General features: G+C 69.6%; 17 protein-coding genes. 6 read left to right on the forward strand and 11 right to left on the reverse strand.

All coding sequences use genetic code 11. The features are described from left to right. Positions 1–14 precede the first annotated feature (14 nt). The 3 genes from AAG092_RS13425 (at position 15) to AAG092_RS13435 (ending at position 2,260) form a co-directional block, all read left to right on the forward strand. Positions 15–452, forward strand: coding sequence for a hypothetical protein (locus AAG092_RS13425; RefSeq protein ID WP_110682923.1), 438 nt, complete (start codon positions 15–17; stop codon positions 450–452). 4 nt (positions 453–456) lie between these two features. Further along, positions 457–957 carry a M48 family metallopeptidase gene (locus AAG092_RS13430; protein WP_110682924.1) on the forward strand — a complete coding sequence of 167 codons (501 nt, stop codon included), beginning with the start codon at positions 457–459 and terminating at the stop codon, positions 955–957. Positions 958–1,204: 247 nt separating this feature from the next. Further along, entirely contained in the window at positions 1,205–2,260 is a 1,056-nt protein-coding gene (locus AAG092_RS13435; RefSeq protein WP_110682925.1) for a cyclic nucleotide-binding domain-containing protein, read from the forward strand. Here AAG092_RS13435 and AAG092_RS13440 read toward each other — a convergent pair whose 3' ends face one another. Continuing rightward, complete coding sequence (locus AAG092_RS13440) at positions 2,261–2,728, reverse strand: transcription elongation factor GreAB (protein ID WP_110682926.1); 468 nt, start codon at positions 2,726–2,728, stop codon at positions 2,261–2,263. A 108-nt stretch (positions 2,729–2,836) separates the two neighbouring features. Between AAG092_RS13440 and AAG092_RS13445 the strand changes: the two genes are divergently transcribed. Further along, complete coding sequence (locus AAG092_RS13445; protein ID WP_373387066.1) at positions 2,837–3,619, forward strand: substrate-binding periplasmic protein; 783 nt, start codon at positions 2,837–2,839, stop codon at positions 3,617–3,619. Here the strand turns inward: AAG092_RS13445 and AAG092_RS13450 are convergent. The 4 genes from AAG092_RS13450 to AAG092_RS13465 form a co-directional block, all read right to left on the reverse strand. Continuing rightward, positions 3,594–4,541, reverse strand: a complete 948-nt coding sequence (locus AAG092_RS13450) for a DMT family transporter (protein WP_110682928.1) — start codon at positions 4,539–4,541, stop codon at positions 3,594–3,596. The genes AAG092_RS13445 and AAG092_RS13450 overlap by 26 nt on opposite strands. A gap of 70 nt (positions 4,542–4,611) precedes the next feature. Further along, the gene (locus tag AAG092_RS13455) at positions 4,612–5,064 is read right to left on the reverse strand and encodes a GNAT family N-acetyltransferase (protein ID WP_110682929.1); all 453 of its coding nucleotides are present in this window, start codon (positions 5,062–5,064) and stop codon (positions 4,612–4,614) included. Further along, positions 5,055–5,579, reverse strand: coding sequence for a DinB family protein (locus tag AAG092_RS13460; protein WP_373387067.1), 525 nt, complete (start codon positions 5,577–5,579; stop codon positions 5,055–5,057). Before AAG092_RS13460 ends, AAG092_RS13455 begins: the two co-directional genes overlap by 10 nt. Before the next feature lie 87 nt (positions 5,580–5,666). Then, entirely contained in the window at positions 5,667–6,113 is a 447-nt protein-coding gene (locus AAG092_RS13465) for a hypothetical protein (protein ID WP_373387068.1), read from the reverse strand. 92 nt (positions 6,114–6,205) lie between these two features. Between AAG092_RS13465 and AAG092_RS13470 the strand changes: the two genes are divergently transcribed. Both AAG092_RS13470 and AAG092_RS13475 read left to right on the forward strand, forming a co-directional pair. Continuing rightward, the gene (locus tag AAG092_RS13470) at positions 6,206–7,063 is read left to right on the forward strand and encodes an HDOD domain-containing protein (RefSeq protein ID WP_373387069.1); all 858 of its coding nucleotides are present in this window, start codon (positions 6,206–6,208) and stop codon (positions 7,061–7,063) included. Positions 7,064–7,163: 100 nt separating this feature from the next. Next, the gene (locus AAG092_RS13475) at positions 7,164–8,030 is read left to right on the forward strand and encodes a type 1 glutamine amidotransferase domain-containing protein (RefSeq protein WP_373387070.1); all 867 of its coding nucleotides are present in this window, start codon (positions 7,164–7,166) and stop codon (positions 8,028–8,030) included. Positions 8,031–8,204: 174 nt separating this feature from the next. Here the strand turns inward: AAG092_RS13475 and AAG092_RS13480 are convergent, their stop codons facing one another. The 6 genes from AAG092_RS13480 to AAG092_RS13505 form a co-directional block, all read right to left on the reverse strand. Further along, on the reverse strand, positions 8,205–9,389 hold the full coding sequence (locus AAG092_RS13480) for an NAD(P)/FAD-dependent oxidoreductase (protein WP_373387071.1): 1,185 nt from the start codon (positions 9,387–9,389) through the stop codon (positions 8,205–8,207). 245 nt (positions 9,390–9,634) lie between these two features. Beyond that, complete coding sequence (gene yccS / locus AAG092_RS13485; RefSeq protein WP_373387072.1) at positions 9,635–11,827, reverse strand: YccS family putative transporter; 2,193 nt, start codon at positions 11,825–11,827, stop codon at positions 9,635–9,637. Positions 11,828–12,124: 297 nt separating this feature from the next. After that, positions 12,125–13,558 carry a nitrogen regulation protein NR(I) gene (ntrC, locus tag AAG092_RS13490; protein ID WP_373387073.1) on the reverse strand — a complete coding sequence of 478 codons (1,434 nt, stop codon included), beginning with the start codon at positions 13,556–13,558 and terminating at the stop codon, positions 12,125–12,127. After that, a complete protein-coding gene (glnL, locus tag AAG092_RS13495; RefSeq protein ID WP_110682936.1) occupies positions 13,555–14,637 on the reverse strand; it encodes a nitrogen regulation protein NR(II) in 1,083 nt (360 codons plus the stop codon). The genes ntrC and glnL overlap by 4 nt, the downstream gene beginning before the upstream one ends. Positions 14,638–14,825: 188 nt before the next feature. After that, positions 14,826–15,452 (reverse strand): DUF4124 domain-containing protein, encoded by a 627-nt coding sequence (locus AAG092_RS13500; protein WP_373387074.1) that lies wholly within the window; start codon positions 15,450–15,452, stop codon positions 14,826–14,828. Positions 15,453–15,470: 18 nt separating this feature from the next. Then, a complete protein-coding gene (locus tag AAG092_RS13505; protein WP_373387075.1) occupies positions 15,471–16,022 on the reverse strand; it encodes a DUF4124 domain-containing protein in 552 nt (183 codons plus the stop codon). Positions 16,023–16,055: the final 33 nt, after the last annotated feature.

A 16,055-nucleotide genomic window follows, 5' to 3' on the forward strand; every position in this document is an offset into this window, starting at 1 on the left:
TGAGGGAGGGAACAATGCCGTCACGCACCCTGGCGCTGGGCGCCGTCCTGCTGCTGGCCGGTTGCGCCAGCCAGGCGCCGACCGCCGTGCCGCCGGCCCCGGTCGCCGCGTCGCCGGGGGAGCCGCTGCGCTGCGCCACGCGCGCCGAGTGCACCACCAAGGTCTCGCGCACCCTGCTGTTCGTCTTCGACTACGCCGCCGCCGGAGGCCAGCTGGTGCAGCGCCAGGAGCGCCTGCTGTTCACCCCGCTGGAAGCGCCGCCGAGCGACTGGCCGGCGCTCTCCATCCGCCTGGCCGAGCCGGCGGGTGGCCGTTTCGAGTTCAGCACCGAGTGCCAGGTTGCGCACTGCCGCTACAGCGCCGAGCAGTTGCTGCGGGTCTACCGCAGCTACCTGGCCGAGCGGCCCTGCTCGCTGTTGCTGGACAGCGCCGTGCGGGCCTGCCGGGAGTGACGGCATGACGCCCTTCAAGTACCTCCAGGGCTACCCGCCGCACCTGCAGCAGCAGGTGCTGCAGATGGTCGCCGAGAACCGCCTGGGCGACTATCTGGCCGAGCGCTACCCCCATCGCCACCAGGTGCAGAGCGACAAGGCGCTCTATGGCTACGTGCTCGACCTCAAGCAGGAGTACCTGCGCAGCGCGCCGGCCATCGACAAGGTGCTCTACGACAACCGACTCGACCTCACCCACCGCGCCCTGGGCCTGCACACGGCGATCTCGCGGGTGCAGGGCGGCAAGCTCAAGGCGAAGAAGGAGATCCGCGTGGCCGCGCTGTTCAAGGACGCGGCGCCGGAGTTCCTCAACATGATCGTGGTACACGAGCTGGCGCACCTGAAGGAGGCCGAACACAACAGGGCCTTCTACAAGCTGTGTCAGTACATGCTGCCGGACTACCACCAGCTGGAGTTCGACCTGCGTCTGCACCTGACCTGGCGCGAGCTGCAGGGCGGCGCCTGAGCGAAAACTGAACAGTCCGGCGCAGGCCCCGGCCAGCCTGGGGTGCGGCGGCCGATCCCCCTGTTATCCACAGAGTCATCCCCTGGCTCTGTGCGCAACTCATTGAGAAAAAAGGAAATTGTTTTTCGGCTTGGGCAATCCGACCAGTGTCAGCACCGCCCTGATGGCCAAGGGCTATGGTTAAGGCATAGCCTGGCAAGGGAGCGCTCTCGACACGCACGGCCGCGCTTCATTGCGGAGGTTCACCATGAGCACTGCACCGTCCCCGCTGACCTGCGAACAGCTGAGCAGCTTCAGCCCGATGGATTTCCTCACCCCGCACTACCGCCAGCAGCTGCATGCCAGCCTCACCTACCTGCAGCGCCCGGCCGGCACCCCGCTGTTGCACAAGGGCGAGCGCTCGGTGGCCCAGTATTACCTGCTGGAAGGCCGGGTCAGCGTGGACAGCGGCAACGGCAAGCAGTCCATCGAGAGCGGCTCGCCGCAGGCCCACCTGCCGCTCAACCCGGGGCAGCACAACCCTTCCAGCGTACGCGCGCTCACCGACGTGCGCCTGTTCGCCGTCGAGCGCCAGCTGCTGGAGCGCCTGCTGGGCTGGAGCCAGGAGGCGGCCTACCAGGTCAGCAGCCTGGGCGAGATGCAGGTGGAGGAACAGGACGCGGACGACTGGCTGGCGCGCCTGCTCGGCACGCCGCTGTTCGGCCGCCTGCCGCCGTCGCACCTGCATGCCCTGCTGGCGCGCTTCGAGTACGTCGAGGCCAGGGCCGGCGAGCGGGTCGTCGGCTATGGCGAGCCGGGCGAGCACTTCTTCGTGCTCAAGCGCGGCCGCGCCCAGGTCAGCCTGCCCTCCGCCTACCGCGAGCAGCCGGCCCTGGTGCTGGAGCGTGGCGACTTCTTCGGCGAGGAGGCGCTGGTCAGCGGCGCGGTGCGCTCGGCCAGCGTGACCATGCTGGAGGATGGCGAGCTGGCGCGCCTGCACCGCGACGACTTCGTCGAGCTGGTGCGGCCGACCCTGATCCCGCGCATCAGCACGCACGACCTGCAGCAGCTGAGCCAGCAGGGGCAGCGCCCGCACCTCCTGCTGGACGTGCGCCTGGCCGTGGAGTACCGCCTCGGCCACCTGCCGGAGAGCCTCAACCTGCCGGTGGCCAACCTGCGCACCCATGCCGACAGCCTCGACCGCGCCACCTGCTACGTGGTCACCCCGGAAGGCGGCATCCGCAGCGAACTGGCCGTGCACCTGCTCAACCAGCTGGGCTTCGACGCCTACCTGCTGGAGGGCGGCCAGTCGGCGGCAGCCTGATCACTCCACCCGCAGCACTGCCCAGGTGTGCGCGCCGATCTGCACGCTGTCGCCCGGGCCCTGCCCGAGCAGCTGACGGCCGAGCGGGGCGTGCGGCGTGATCAGGGTGATGGCCACGCCCTCGGCCTGCAGCTTCAGGCCGGCGCCGTCGGGGCCCAGCAGCAGGCACTGCTCGCGTCCTGCGGCGGCCAGCCAGATCAGCGCGCCGAGCTGGATGCCCTGCGCCTCGTCGTAGGGGCGCGGCGCCAGGGCGCGCCAGGCGGCCAGGGCGGCGCGGATCTCGGCGGCGCGGCGCGACTGCCCGGCGGCCAGGTAGGAGGCCTCCAGGCCGCGGGTGTCGTACTTGTTCTCGGCCTTGCTTTCTTCGTGGGTGGCGGCTTGGCGCGCGCTCTCGGCGGCCGCGACCAGCAGGGCCAGGTCGGCTTCGAGGCGGGCGCAGACCAGCTGCTGGAGGGCGTGTTTGTCCATGCTCGGGCGTCGTGCAACGGGGCGGCCAGGGTAGCAGAGCCGCGCCGTGCCCGCTGCCCGCGCCCGACTAGACTGTGGAAGTGTCTGCCCAGCCCAGGTGAAACCGCGATGTGCACTGCCCGCTGGCGTTGGCTGGGATGCCTGTTCGCCCTGAGCCTGTTCCCCGGCCTGCAGGCTGCGCCGCTGCAGCTGTATACCGAGGAGTACCCGCCGCTGAACTTCGCCCGCGACGGCCGCCCCGTGGGCCTGGCCGTCGACCTGGTGCGCGAGATTCTCGAGCGCACCGGCCAGCGCGCGCAGATCTCGGTGGTGCCCTGGGCGCGCGGCTACCAGGCGGCCAGCAGCGAGCCCGACAGCGGCCTGTTCGTCACCATGCGCACCGCCGAGCGCGAGCCGCTGTTCAAGTGGGTCGGGCCGGTGGCGGTGGTGGTCACCAGCTTCTACGCGCTCAGGGGTTCGGGCATCCGCATCGACAGCCTGGAGGATGCCGCGCGGGTCGGCACGGTCGCCGTGCCGCGGCAGTGGTACAGCTACCAGGCACTCGAGGCGCGCGGCCTGGACAACCTGTACGGAGTGATCGGTCCGCAGCAGATGATGAGCATGCTGCGCCACGGCCGGGTACCGGTGGTGGTGGCCGACAACGTGACCCTGGAGAGCCTGCTGGCCCTGGGCGGGCTGCGCCCGGAGCAGGTCGAGCCGCTGTATGGCTTCCTGCGCAGCGAAGCCTACATCGCCTTCTCGCCGAGTACCGCGGACGCCGTGGTGTGCGACTGGCAGCAGGCGCTGGATTCGATGAAGGCCGACGGCAGCTTCGCCCTGATCTACCGGCGCTGGTTGCCGGGGCAGGAGCCGCCGGCCGAGCTGCTCAGGCCCGCTGCGGCCTTACCCTGACCGCCCAGAGCACGCCGACGATCAGCAGGGCGATGCCGGCCAGGGTCAGCGGCGCCGGCCACTGGCCGCGCAGGATGAAGGCATAGGCCAGTGCCGCCAGGGTCTCGAAGACGATCAGCTGGCCGGCCAGCGAGGTCGGCAGGCGCTGGCTGGCCTCGTTCCAGCACAGGGTGCCGACCCAGGAAGCGAGCAGGGCGATGACCAGCATCAGGGCGATGAACTGCTCCGGGCGCGGCCCCAGCGGCATGGCGAAGTCGCTGCCGCTGGCGGCCATGCCGGCCCACAGCAGGGCATAGCCGAGCAGGGCCATGGGCAGGGTCACCAGGCCCTGGGCGGTGGCCCAGGTGCGTGGGCTGCGCCCGGGATGGTCACGCAGCCAGTCGGCGTTGCGCAACGGGTACCAGGTCCAGCAGGCCACGGCGATCACCGCCAGCAGCGCGCCGCTGGCGTAGCGGCCCCAGTCGGTATTGCCGGCGGCGCTCAGGGCCTGCAGCTCGGCCTGGTTGACGCAGGCGATGCCGGCGCCGATCAGCCCCAGCGAGGGCAGCATCCGGGCCCAGGGCAGACGGCCGTCGCGCTCGACGTTGCGCAGGTTGGCGGCGATGGCGATGACCACCGGCAGGGTGCCGATGATCATGGTCGGCAGCGGCCCGCCGGCGCGCTGGATGGCGCTGGCCAGGCACAGGTAGTAGAGCAGGTTGCCCACCGCCGACAGCTTCAGCGCCTCCAGCCAGTCGCTGCGCGACAGCTGGCGCAGGCGCGCGCGGTCGAGCCAGGCCAGAGGCAGGGCGATCAGGCCGAAGGCCAGGTAGCGCCCGACCGATTGCAGGGCGGCCGGGTATTCCGGCAGCAGCAGCGGGCCGACGAATACCAGCCCCCACATCATCCCGGCGATCAGGGCGAACAGCGTACCCATCCACATGACAAGACTCCTCGTAGCCATCGCGGGTCAGTGTGGCTGCCCGGCGCGCGGCCGTCTTGAACGCTCTTGCTCAGGTGCGGCGCATGCCGACGTGCGGGATGTCGTCTTCCAGGTACGGCGCGGTCACCGCGACGAAGTCATAGCGGCCGTAGTAGCCCTGCAGGTGGGCTTGCGCCGAGAGGTAGATCGGCAGTCCGGGCCAGCGCTGCAGGCAGGCCGCCACGGCGCGCTCCATCAGCTGGTGGCCGAGGCCGCTGCCGCGCGCCTCGGGGGCGATCACCACGCGGCCGATCACCGCCTCGCCGCCCTGGGTCGCCGGGTCGAGCAGGCGCAGGTAGGCCAGCAGCCGCTCGTCCTGCCAGGCCAGCAGGTGGCAGGTATCGCAGAGCAGGTCCTGGCCATCGACGTCCTGGTAGGGGCAGTGCTGCTCGACCACGAAGACGCGCGAGCGCAGTTCGAGCAGGGCGTACAGCTCGCGCTTGTCCAGGTCGCTGTGGTGCTTGAGGTGCCAGGTCAGTTGCATGTCGGAGTGCTCGCAGGGGCGTGTGGGGCGGTCGCGGCGAGCTTGCCGAGCAGCCACTGCAGGCCGGCCAGGTGCTGCTGGTCGTGGCTGCACAGGTAGTGCAGCAGGCTGCGCAGGGTCAGCTCGCCGTAGCCCTCGAAGCGGGCCGGGCGCTGCAGCTGGGCCGCGTCGAGCGTGCCGAGCAGCGCCAGGGTCTCGCGCCGGGCGCGGTGGAACTCGGCCAGCACCGAGTCGGCATCCGCCTCGGCGTAGCGGCGTGCGCGGGCCATGGCCGCGCCGTCCAGCGAGAGCAGCAGCGGGTTGTCTTCGCTGAGGGTGCGGCGGATGCGCAGCTGGTAGCCCTCCACCTCGATGTCGCGCACATGGCAGAGCTGTTCGATGGCGCTGAAGGGCTCGCTGGGGATGCCCTCCCAGGACGCCGGCCGCCAGTGCCGGCAGGCGACGGGGAAGGCAGCGAAGTGGGCCTGCAGCTGGTCGGGAAAGACGGCGAGGGCGTTCAGGGTGAGGCTGAGCATGGCGCTGCTCCGGCGGACAGAGTTCCCATGCTGGCACGGCGCGGGCCGCGCCGCGCGATACAGATGGCGAGAAAATCGGGGCGGCAGTCAGGCCGCGTCGCGCCAGATGCGGAGGGCGGCGAACAGGTCGTCGGCTTCGCCGCAGCGCTCGATCAGCTCGGCGCGGCTCTCCAGCAGATGCTCGAGGAAACGCCCCACGAAGTCCCGCTGCGCCTGGCTGAAGGCCAGCACATGGCGGTTCTGCGGGCCGTCGTAGCTGAGATGGAAGAGGAACTGGCCGATGTAGGAACTCTGCTCGTCGCTCTCCAGGCACAGGCGCACCAGCGCCGGGAAGTAGTAGCCCAGGCCCTCGGGAGTGACGAAGCACAGCGGGTCCCAGCCGGGGTTGCCCAGCTCGCGCAGGCCGATGCCGTCGATGCTTGCGTTGAGCAGCGTCTGGTCGTGCTCGCAGCATTCATCGCAGTGCCGGTAGTCGGTGAAGTGTGCGGGCCTGGGCGCGGCGAACAGCGCCTTGGCCTCTTCCAGCCAGTTCATGGTAGGCATGTGTGATGGAGGGCTTGGCCCATCATAGACGTCCGAGCTGCCGGCAGCACCTACACTGCTTCTGGGGGGCTAGGAGGTGTGCCTTGGCGGTCGAGGTTTCGGACTATTCGATCTACCGGCGGGTGGTGTCGCAGCTGATGCAGGGCCAGGAACAGCTGCCCAGCCTGCCGGCGCTGACCCTGGAGATCCGCCGGGCGCTGAGCGACGGCCAGGTCAGCCTGGGCGCACTGGCGCGCCTGGTCAGCCGCGACCCGGCGCTGGCCGCGCTGCTGATGAAGCACGCCTCCTGCGCCCTGTATCGCCACCCGGTGGCGCCGCGCACCCTGCAGGAAGTGATAGTGCTGCTCGGCGTGGGCGAGGTCGATCGCATCACCATGGTGCACAGCATCAAGAGCCTGTTCACCCTGCACAGCCCGGCGCACAAGCGCCTGTTCATGGAGGTCTGGGAGCGCCTGGTGCTCAAGGCCAGCACCTGCGCCATGCTCGCCCGCCTGCTCGGCCAGGTGGCGCCGGAGCACGCCCTGCTGGCCAGCCTGCTCAGCGAGGTGGGCACCCTGGCCGTGCTCTCGGCGTTCAAGGACGAGGCGCAGATTCCCTCCGGCGAGCTGTACTACAAGTTGTGCCGCGAATACAGCAAGTCGCTGGGGGTGATAGTGCTGAAGAAGTGGGCGGTGGACGACGAGTACATCGGGGTGATCCGTGGCGCCGGCAACTGGGGCGCCAGCAACGGATGGGAGCTGGAGCTGATCGATCTGGTCAACCTGGCCCTGTTCCATGCCATCAAGGAGCGCGATGCCCTGGCCGAGCTGCCGCAGCTGGTGGAGCTGGCGGCCTACCACAAGCTGCGGCCGCCGCTGAACTTCATCGGCGACAACGGCGAGCTGGAGCTGGTGGTCAGCCACCGCGCGGACATCCACGCCATCGCCGCCACCCTGCGCTGAGCTGGCGGCCGCGGCGCGCGCGCCTGGCGCCGTCGGTCTGCCGGGTTGCCGCCTGGCCTGCTAAGGTCGTGCTGCACCGCTACCGCCACGAGAGCCCGCCATGTCCGCACCCTGCATCCTGATCCCCCTGCCGCGCCGCGATTTCGATCCCAGCGAGGCCGCCCTGGCCTGGCGCCAGCTGCGCCGGGCCGGCTACCGGGTGTGCTTCGCCACTCCGGACGGCCAGCCGGCGGAGCCGGACCCGCAGATGCTCAGCGGCGAGGGCCTGGATGCCTGGGGCCTGGTCCCCGGCCTGCGCCGGCTCCGGCTGCTCGGCCTGCTGCTGCGCGCCAACGGCGCGGCGCGTGCGGCCTGCGCCGAGATGCTGGAGGACCCGGACTACCGGCAGCCGCTGCGCCACGAGGGCTTGCGCGTCGAGGACTTCGCCGGCCTGATGCTGCCCGGCGGGCACTGGGCCCGCGGCATGCGCGAGTACCTGGAGAGCAAAAGCCTGCAGGCCCTGGTCGCGGCTTTCTTTGCCGCCGACAAGCCGGTGGCGGCGGTCTGCCACGGCGTGCTGCTGGCGGCGCGCAGCCAGGGCGCGGACGGCCGCTCGGTGCTGCACGGGCGCAAGACCACCGGCCTGACCTGGAAGATGGAGAAGACCGCCTGGGACCTGACCCGCTTCTACGGCCGCTGGTGGGACGGCGACTACTACCGCACCTATTCCGAGGCGCGGGGCGAGCCGGCCGGCTACATGAGCGTGCAGGGCGAGGTGGGCCGACTGCTGGCCAGCCCGGCGGATTTTCTCGATGTGCCGCGCGACGCCCCCGACTTCTGGCGCAAGACCAGCGGCCTGCACCGCGACACGCCCGACGACAGCCGCCCGGCCTGGGTGGTGCGCGACGGCAACTATGTCTCCGGGCGCTGGCCGGGCGACATGCACGAGCTGATGCGGCGCTTTATCGAGCTGCTGCCGACGGCGTAGCCCGGATGCAATCCGGGAATACAGGTAGCACCGCCCCCGGATTGCATCCGGGCTACGTACTGCCCAGGCCGTAGGCGTCCCTGTAGGCGCGAGTTCTGCGGCGCCCGTGTCTGTCTATCGTAGGGTGGGTAAGACCCGGGCAGCGGTCAACGCGGGTATCACTCCTGCGCGGTGCTAGACAAACTGCGCGGCGGCATGCGCCGAGGCCCAGGCCCACTGGAAGTTGAAGCCGCCCAGGTGGCCGGTGACGTCCAGCACCTCGCCGATGAAGTACAGGCCCGGCGACTTCTGCGATTCCATGGTCTTCGACGACACCTCGCGGGTGTCGATGCCGCCCAGGGTCACCTCGGCGGTGCGGTAGCCCTCGGTGCCGGCCGGCACCAGGGTCCACTCGGCCAGTTTCTGCGCCACTGCCTCCAGCTCCGCCGGCGTGTACTGCTTGAGCGGCTTGCTGACGAACCACTGCTCGGCCAGCAGGCCGGCCATCTTCTTGGTGAACAGCTCGGCCAGCAGGGTCTTCAGCTCGCTGTTCGACCGTTCGCGCTGCTGTGCCGCCAGCCATTCGGGCAGGTCGATGTGCGGCAGCAGGTTGATGCTGATGGCATCGCCCGGCTGCCAGTACGAGGAGATCTGCAGGATCGCCGGGCCGCTCAACCCCCTGTGGGTGAACAGGATGTTCTCCTTGAAGCTGACCCCGTTGCAGCTGACCACGCAGTCCTCCACCGAGGTGCCGGACAGCTCGGTGCACAGCGCCTTGAGCTGTGGCTCGGTGATGGTGAAGGGCACCAGGCCGGCGTGGGTCGGCAGCAGGGTATGGCCGAACTGCCTGGCCACCTGGTAGCCGAAGCCCGTGGCGCCGAGGGTGGGGATGGACAGGCCGCCGGTGGCGATCACCAGCGACTCGCAGCTGAACTCGCCGGCGCTGGTGCGCAGGGCATAGCCGTTCGCGGTCTTGTCGATGGTCTCGACCGCAGTATCCAGGCGCAGGTCGACGCCGTGCTCGTCGCACTCGGCCAGCAGCATATTGAGGATGTCGCTGGCCTTGCGGTCGCAGAACAGCTGGCCGAGTTTCTTCTCGTGGTAGGGCACGTCGTGCTTGACCACCAGCTCGACGAAGTCCCACTGGCTGTAGCGGGCCAGGGCCGACTTGCAGAAGTGCGGGTTGTGCGAGAGGAAGTTGGCCGGCTCGCAGTACATGTTGGTGAAGTTGCAGCGCCCGCCGCCGGACATGAGGATCTTCTTGCCCGGCTTGTTGGCGTGGTCCAGCAGCAGCACGCCACGCCCGCGCGCGGCGGCCTTGGCCGCGCACATCAGGCCGGCGGCGCCGGCGCCGATGATGATGACCGGGAAGAAGGACAAGGGCTGTACCTCGGGACTGTGCGGAAGGGGCGCATTCTAGCGGAAAGCGTTGCCAAGCCTGAGGGCCGTCGTCGTGTGGCTTGGATGCCATCTGGAAACTGGCAGGCCCGCCCCCGGATTGCATCCGGGCTACGCCGGCTGGTGCGGTGACCCTCTCCCCAGCCCTCTCCCATAAATGGGAGCGGGGGCAACAGCGGCACCGTGCAATTCGTCACCCCTGGCCCGTTTAGGGGGGCGAGGGTGACTCAGGCCGCCTGGGCCTCGCCGGGCTGCGGTACCTGCTTCTGCAGGTGCGCCACCAGGGTGCGCAGTGGCGCCAGTTGGCGGCAGATCAGGCCGAGCTGCACCTGCACCAGGCGGTGGCCTTCGTCCATCTCCTCCGGCAGCTGCTCCAGCTCTTCGGCCAGGCGCTGGTCGGTCTCGTCGTACACCGCCACCGGCTGGTTGTCGCGCAGGCAGGCGGCGATGGCCTCCAGGCTCTGGCTGATATGGGCCACGGCGCGCTCGTGCAGGGCGTCGCTGGCGTCGTCGGCCAGGCTCGCGCGGTGCGCGCCGAGGGCCGAGAGGTAGCTGAGCAGGGTGTGCGACAGCACCAGGAAGCGGAAGCCGGTCTCGGCGTCCTTCCTGAAGTGGCCGGGCTCCAGCAGCATGTTGGCCAGGGTGGTGGACAGCGCCGCGTCGGCGTTGTGCGCGTTGCGCCGGGCCAGGCGGTAACTCAGGTCGTCGCGGGCGCCGGACTCGTACTGCTGCATGATCTGCAGCAGGTAGCGGCTGTTGCTGCTGAGGGTGCTGGCCAGCACCTGGTTGAGCTTGCGGCCCTGCCAGTCGGGCAGGATCAGGAACACCGCCAGGCCGGCGATCACCGTGCCCAGCACGGTATCCACCAGGCGCGGCCAGAGCAGGGTGTAGGCGTCGCTGATCTGGTTGAAGCAGAGCACCACCACCAGGGTCATGGCGGTGGTGGCCAGGGTGTAGCGGTCGACCCGGTTGGTGAAGAACACCACCCCTGCGGCCACGGCGAACAGCGACTGCAGCAGCGGGTCGGGGAACAGGCGGATCAGCGCCCAGCCCAGCACCAGGCCGAGCAGGGTGCCGCTGACCCGCTGCACCAGGCGCAGGCGGGTGGCGCCGTAGCTGGGGCGGCAGACGAACAATGTGGTGAGCAGGATCCAGTAGCCCTGCTGCGGGTGGATCCAGTGCAGCAGGCCATAGCCGGCGAGCAGGGCGACGGACAGGCGCAGGGCGTGGCGGAACACCAGGCTGGTCGGGGTGACGTGCTGGCGCAGGCGCTCGAAGGCGTCCTTCAGGCTCTGCGGCGAGCGATCGAGCAGGGCGCTGTCCTGCTCGTCGGCCAGGGCATCCGGGTTGCTGGCGCTGGTCAGCTTGCGCTCCAGGCTGGCCAGGTTGCCCGCCAGGGCGCCGAGGGCGCGCAGCAGGCGGCGCCAGGCCGGGTTGTTCTGCTCGCGCAGGTAGGCCATGGAGGCGTCCAGCTCGGCCATGGCCTGGCTGTTGTCGTTGTAGTCGAACGGCTGGCGCAGGCGGATGGCCCGGCCCAGGGCCTGGCAGGCCTTGCCCTGCTGGCTCAGCAGGCGGCCGCAGCGGAACATCACGTCGCTGTGGAAGAAGGCCTCGGCCAGGGCGTTGTAGGGGTAGTGCGAGGAGCTGGCGCGCTCGTGGATGTCCTGGGCGATGAAGTACAGCTTGAGGTAGCGGTTGATCTTCTGCCCGCTGCGCTTGCGGCTCATGCGGTTGAGGATGATGTCCTTGGCCTGGTTCAGCGCCGTCACCACCCGGCCGTTCTGCCGCGCCAGCTCCAGGCGGCGGGCCTCGATGTCGAGCTTGCGCACCGGTTCGAACAGCGAGGCCTTCAGGCGCAGGTAGGCGCCCAGCTCCTCGAACACCCGCGCCAGTGCCTGCTGCACCGGCTGCTGGCTGAACAGCGCACTCCACAGGATGCCGAGCAGGCCGTACCAGGCGGCGCCGGCGATCAGCAGCAGTGGCTCCTGCCAGAAGCCGCCGGCCAGGCCGGCGCGGTGCTCCAGGCCGATGGCGGTGTAGATGGCCAGGATCAGGGTGGCCTGAGCCACCGCCGCGTAGCGCTCGCCAATGCCGCCGAGCAGGGTCATGGCGAAGGCCGCCAGCGCCAGGCCGCTGCCGAACAGCCAGGGATAGGGGAACAGCAGCTGCACCGACACGGCGGTGGCGGCGAAGCAGACCAGGGTGACCAGCAGGGCCTGGGTGCGGCCGCGCCAGTGGTCGTCGCTCTCGGCCAGGGCGCTGGCGATGCAGCCGAGGAACAGCGGAATGACGAAGGCGATGCGGTCCAGGTACCAGCACAGCGCCATGGCGCCGGCCAGGGCGATGAATACGCGCACGCCGTAGGTGAACTTCTCGCGCGCCCAGAGCTGGCGCCAGGTGTGTTGCAACGATGAGGGCATGGGGCGAACGGCTACCCGCGAGCAATGAGGTGGTTTGCCGAAGAAGACGGCGATGGTGGTGCGCGAGGCACCATTTTATTGACCTTTCGCTCAGAGGATAGTCCGCCGCAACCGGCAATGAAAACGGGCCCGTGGAGCCAGGCTGCTCGGTCGTAGCCCGGATGCAATCCGGGAAACAGGCAGCTCCGCTCCCGGATTACATCCGGGCTACAGTGCTTGCTGTGGATGGCGCAGTCGCTTCTGCCGCGCCATGAAAAAACGGGCCCGCAGGCCCGTCCGGATCAGCTTGGCTGGTGCTCAGTCGTCACCGTCGTCATCGTCGGCGCCGTCGACCTTCATGCCCAGCTCCTTGATCTTGCGCGTCAGGGTGTTGCGGCCCCAGCCCAGCAGCACGGCGGCGTCGCGGCGGCGGCCGGCGGTGTGCTTGAGCGCGGTCTCGATCATGATCCGCTCGAAGGCCGGCACGGCGCTGTCCAGCAGGCTGGACTGGCCGCGCGCCAGGGCCTGGTCGGCCCACTGGCGCAGGCCCTGCTCCCAGTTGGCGGCCGGGGCGTTCTCCTGCGGCTGGGTCAGCAGCTCCGGCGGCAGGTCGTCGATGTGCACCTCGCGACCGGAGGCCATCACGGTGATCCAGCGGCAGGTGTTCTCCAGCTGGCGCACGTTGCCCGGCCAGGGCAGGTGCTTGAGGTAGTCCTCGGTCTCGCTCTTCAGCAGCTTGGGCTCCACCGCCAGTTCCTGGGCGGCGCGGGCGAGGAAGTGGCGGGCCAGGGTGGGGATGTCCTCGCGGCGGTCGGCCAGGCGCGGGATGTGGATGCGGATGACGTTGAGGCGGTGGAACAGGTCCTCGCGGAACTTGCCGGCCTGTACCAGGGATTCGAGGTTCTGGTGGGTGGCGGCGATGATGCGCACGTCGACCTTCACCGGGGTGTGGCCGCCGACCCGGTAGAACTCGCCGTCGGCCAGCACGCGCAGCAGGCGGGTCTGGGTGTCGGCCGGCATATCGCCGATCTCGTCGAGGAACAGGGTGCCGCCGTCGGCCTGCTCGAAGCGGCCGCGACGCTGGTTGGCGGCGCCGGTGAAGGCGCCCTTTTCGTGGCCGAACAGTTCCGACTCCATCAGGTCCTTCGGGATGGCCGCCATGTTCAGCGCGATGAACGGCGCGGCCGCGCGCGGGCTGTGGCGGTGCAGGGCGTGGGCGACCAGCTCCTTGCCGGTACCGGATTCGCCGTTGATCAGCACGGTGATGTTGGAGTGGGACAGGCGGCCGATGGCGCGGAACACCTCCTGCATCGCCGGCGCCTCGCCGATGATCTCCGGGGTGCGCGACAGCGCGGCCGGCGCCTCCAGGCTCTGCTGCTCCTGGGCGTGCTGGTTGGCGCGCTTGACCAGCGACACCGCCTCGTCGACGTCGAACGGCTTGGGCAGGTACTCGAAGGCACCGCCCTGGTAGGAGGCCACCGCGCTGTCCAGGTCGGAATGGGCGGTCATGATGATCACCGGCAGGCGCGGGTGCATGTCGCGGATCCGCGCCAGCAGGTCGAGGCCGCTGGCGCCGGGCATGCGGATGTCGGAAATGATCACGTCCGGCTGCTGGCGGCTCAGCTTGCTCAGCACGCCATCGGCGCTGTCGAAACTCTGGGTGGTCATGCCCTCCTGCTGCAGGGCCTTCTCCAGGACCCAGCGGATGGAGCGGTCGTCGTCGACGATCCAGACGGTTTCACTGCGGCTCATGGCTGTGTAGCTCCTTGGTCCAGGGGCAGGAAGATCGAGAACACGGTGTGGCCGGGGTGGCTCTCGCATTCGATCAGGCCCTGATGCTGGCTGATGATGTTCTGGGTGATGGCCAGGCCCAGACCGGTGCCGTCCGGGCGGCCGCTGACCATGGGATAGAAGATGGTTTCCTGCAGCTCCGGCGGGATGCCCGGGCCGTTGTCGATGATCTCCATCTTCACCACCAGGCGGTGGCGGGTGTGGCCGATGGTGAACTGGCGCAGGGTGCGGGTGCGCAGGCTGATGCGGCCCAGGCGCAGGTCACTCTGCGCGGACAGTGCCTGCAGGGCGTTGCGCACGATGTTGAGCACGGCCTGGATCAGCTGCTCGCGGTCGATCAGCAGGTCGGGGATGCTCGGGTCGTAGTCGCGCACCAGGGTGATGCTGCCCTGGGCCTCGGCCTCGATCAGGTTGGCGACCCGCTCCAGCACTTCGTGAATGTTGGTCATGGCGAGGCTCGGCAGCTTGTTCGAGCCGAGCATGCGGTCGACCAGGTTACGCAGGCGGTCGGCTTCCTCGATGATCACGTTGGTGTAGTCGCGCAGGCCTTCGTCCGGCAGTTCGCGGGCCAGCAGCTGGGCGGCGCCGCGAATGCCGCCGAGCGGATTCTTGATCTCGTGGGCCAGGCCGCGCACCAGCAGCTTGGTGGTCTCCTGCTTGGACAGCTGCGCCTCTTCCTTGGTGATGCGCAGCAGGCGGTCGCGCGGGTGCACTTCCAGCAGCAGCAGGGTCTGGCCGCGGTTGAGGATGGGCGTCACCGCGTAGTCGACGGTGATGGTCTGGCCGGCCAGCGAGGTGAGCATGGCCTCGCGCTTGGTGAAGGGATGGGCATGCTCTACCGCCTGGCGCAGCGAGTGCAGCGCTTCCGGTGACTCGGTGAACAGCTCGCTGATGAACTGGCCGTGGCTGCGCTGGCCGCTGACCGCCAGCAGCATCTCGGCGGCCGGGTTCATGTACTCTAGGCACAGCTCGGCGTTGAGCAGGATGGTCGCGGTGGTCAGGTTGTCCAGCAGCAGTCGGTGCAGCGCGTCGTTGATCATGGCAGGGTCCTGGCAATGACCGGGAAAATGCAAAAAGCAAACCAAGGCCCCGAAAAGACGCGCGGCAGTGGCCGATGCGGCCCGTCCGGCCGCCTTTCAGCGCAGCCGGCCGGGTGCTCGGTGAACCAAAACAGGGAGAGTATAGAAATCGGTGCAGGCTTATGCACCGAATTGGTGCGGCAAGGCGATCAGATGAAGGGCACCAGGGGGATGTCCTTCGGCGGGTCCTTCGGCTTGTCCTCGATGGGGCATTCCGGGCGTACGCCCCAGTCCTTCTTCTTGCACGGGCTGGCGGTGCGCTTCTCGGCCAGGGAGATGCGCTTCATGTGGAAGGGCTGCGCCGGGGTGCGCTCGACGATGCGCCCGCGGGCGTCGAGGATCTCCACCGAGATCTGGTGGGTGCCGCGGTCGATGTTCTGCAGCGGGAACACCGGGCTGCGCCCCGCTTCCCCCCAGGGCTGGCCGTCGAGGATCAGGCGGTAGCGGTGGCCGGGGTGCAGGGTCGGGTCGCTGCTGGCGGTGACGATCAGCTTGCCGGTGGTGTCGCGAATCACCGCGTCGGGTTCCGGTACCAGGATGCGCAGCAGGTCGTAGCCGGGTTCCGCCGCCAGGGGCGGTTCGCTGGCCGGGCTGGCCTGGGCGGCCGGCGACGAGGGCATCTGGTTGCCGGGTGCCAGTTCGATGCGCTCGGCCTCGCCCGAGGGTGGCTGGTCGGTGAAGACCCGGTTGCCGTCGGCGTCGATGTAGGTGTAGACGCCGGCGCTGGCGTGGAGACAGCAAAGGCCGAGCAGCATGCAGGACAGGTAGCGGAGCATGGGTAACCTTGCGCTGGATCAGGGGGTCGGCTTGGGTGTAGGGGGCGGTGGTCGCAATGCCGGGCTGCTGGTGTTCACCCGTTGCACGGTGAAGGTCACGCTGGCGCTGCGCTGCAGCGACTGGCCGCCACTGAGCACCTCGACGGCCAGGCTGTGTTCGCCGCGGTCGACATTTACCAGCTGCAGGCGCGGCACGTTGCTCGGCTGGCCGTAGGGCTGGCCGTCCAGCAGCAGGCGCAGGCTGTGCCCGGGCTGCAGGCGCGGGTCGATCTGCACGCCGACGCTGAAGGTGCCGTTGTTGGCACGCAGGGCCTCCTCGCTGGGCAGGTCGGTCAGCGCCAGCACCCCATAGGGCTGGGCGCTGGCGGCAGGGGCAGCGGTCGGCGCAGCGGACTCGACGGGCTGTGCCTGCACCGTGTTGGTCGGCGGCAGCTCGACGGTTTCCGCCGCCTGGCCTTCCGGCGGCTGGTTGGTGAACACCGTGTTGCCGTTGGCGTCGGTGTACTTGTAGATCTGCGCCGCGGCGGGCAGGGCCAGGGCGCAAAGCAGGCAGGCGGTGAGCAGGCGCATCGGGTGGCTCCTGAATGATCCTGCGGCAAGGGT

Origin of the sequence: Pseudomonas alcaligenes (assembly GCF_041729615.1) — a bacterium.
GTDB lineage: Bacteria > Pseudomonadota > Gammaproteobacteria > Pseudomonadales > Pseudomonadaceae > Aquipseudomonas > Aquipseudomonas alcaligenes_B.

What these genes read in the sequence shown, in the direction of transcription:
- AAG092_RS13425 (WP_110682923.1), top strand. Translation starts at nt 15, where the DNA reads ATGCCGTCACGCACCCTGGCGCTGGGCGCCGTCCTGCTGCTGGCCGGT.
- AAG092_RS13430 (WP_110682924.1), top strand. Translation starts at nt 457, where the DNA reads ATGACGCCCTTCAAGTACCTCCAGGGCTACCCGCCGCACCTGCAGCAG.
- AAG092_RS13435 (WP_110682925.1), top strand. Translation starts at nt 1,205, where the DNA reads ATGAGCACTGCACCGTCCCCGCTGACCTGCGAACAGCTGAGCAGCTTC.
- AAG092_RS13440 (WP_110682926.1), bottom strand. Translation starts at nt 2,728, where the DNA reads ATGGACAAACACGCCCTCCAGCAGCTGGTCTGCGCCCGCCTCGAAGCC.
- AAG092_RS13445 (WP_373387066.1), top strand. Translation starts at nt 2,837, where the DNA reads ATGTGCACTGCCCGCTGGCGTTGGCTGGGATGCCTGTTCGCCCTGAGC.
- AAG092_RS13450 (WP_110682928.1), bottom strand. Translation starts at nt 4,541, where the DNA reads ATGTGGATGGGTACGCTGTTCGCCCTGATCGCCGGGATGATGTGGGGG.
- AAG092_RS13455 (WP_110682929.1), bottom strand. Translation starts at nt 5,064, where the DNA reads ATGCAACTGACCTGGCACCTCAAGCACCACAGCGACCTGGACAAGCGC.
- AAG092_RS13460 (WP_373387067.1), bottom strand. Translation starts at nt 5,579, where the DNA reads ATGCTCAGCCTCACCCTGAACGCCCTCGCCGTCTTTCCCGACCAGCTG.
- AAG092_RS13465 (WP_373387068.1), bottom strand. Translation starts at nt 6,113, where the DNA reads ATGAACTGGCTGGAAGAGGCCAAGGCGCTGTTCGCCGCGCCCAGGCCC.
- AAG092_RS13475 (WP_373387070.1), top strand. Translation starts at nt 7,164, where the DNA reads ATGTCCGCACCCTGCATCCTGATCCCCCTGCCGCGCCGCGATTTCGAT.
- yccS (WP_373387072.1), bottom strand. Translation starts at nt 11,827, where the DNA reads ATGCCCTCATCGTTGCAACACACCTGGCGCCAGCTCTGGGCGCGCGAG.
- ntrC (WP_373387073.1), bottom strand. Translation starts at nt 13,558, where the DNA reads ATGAGCCGCAGTGAAACCGTCTGGATCGTCGACGACGACCGCTCCATC.
- glnL (WP_110682936.1), bottom strand. Translation starts at nt 14,637, where the DNA reads ATGATCAACGACGCGCTGCACCGACTGCTGCTGGACAACCTGACCACC.
- AAG092_RS13500 (WP_373387074.1), bottom strand. Translation starts at nt 15,452, where the DNA reads ATGCTCCGCTACCTGTCCTGCATGCTGCTCGGCCTTTGCTGTCTCCAC.
- AAG092_RS13505 (WP_373387075.1), bottom strand. Translation starts at nt 16,022, where the DNA reads ATGCGCCTGCTCACCGCCTGCCTGCTTTGCGCCCTGGCCCTGCCCGCC.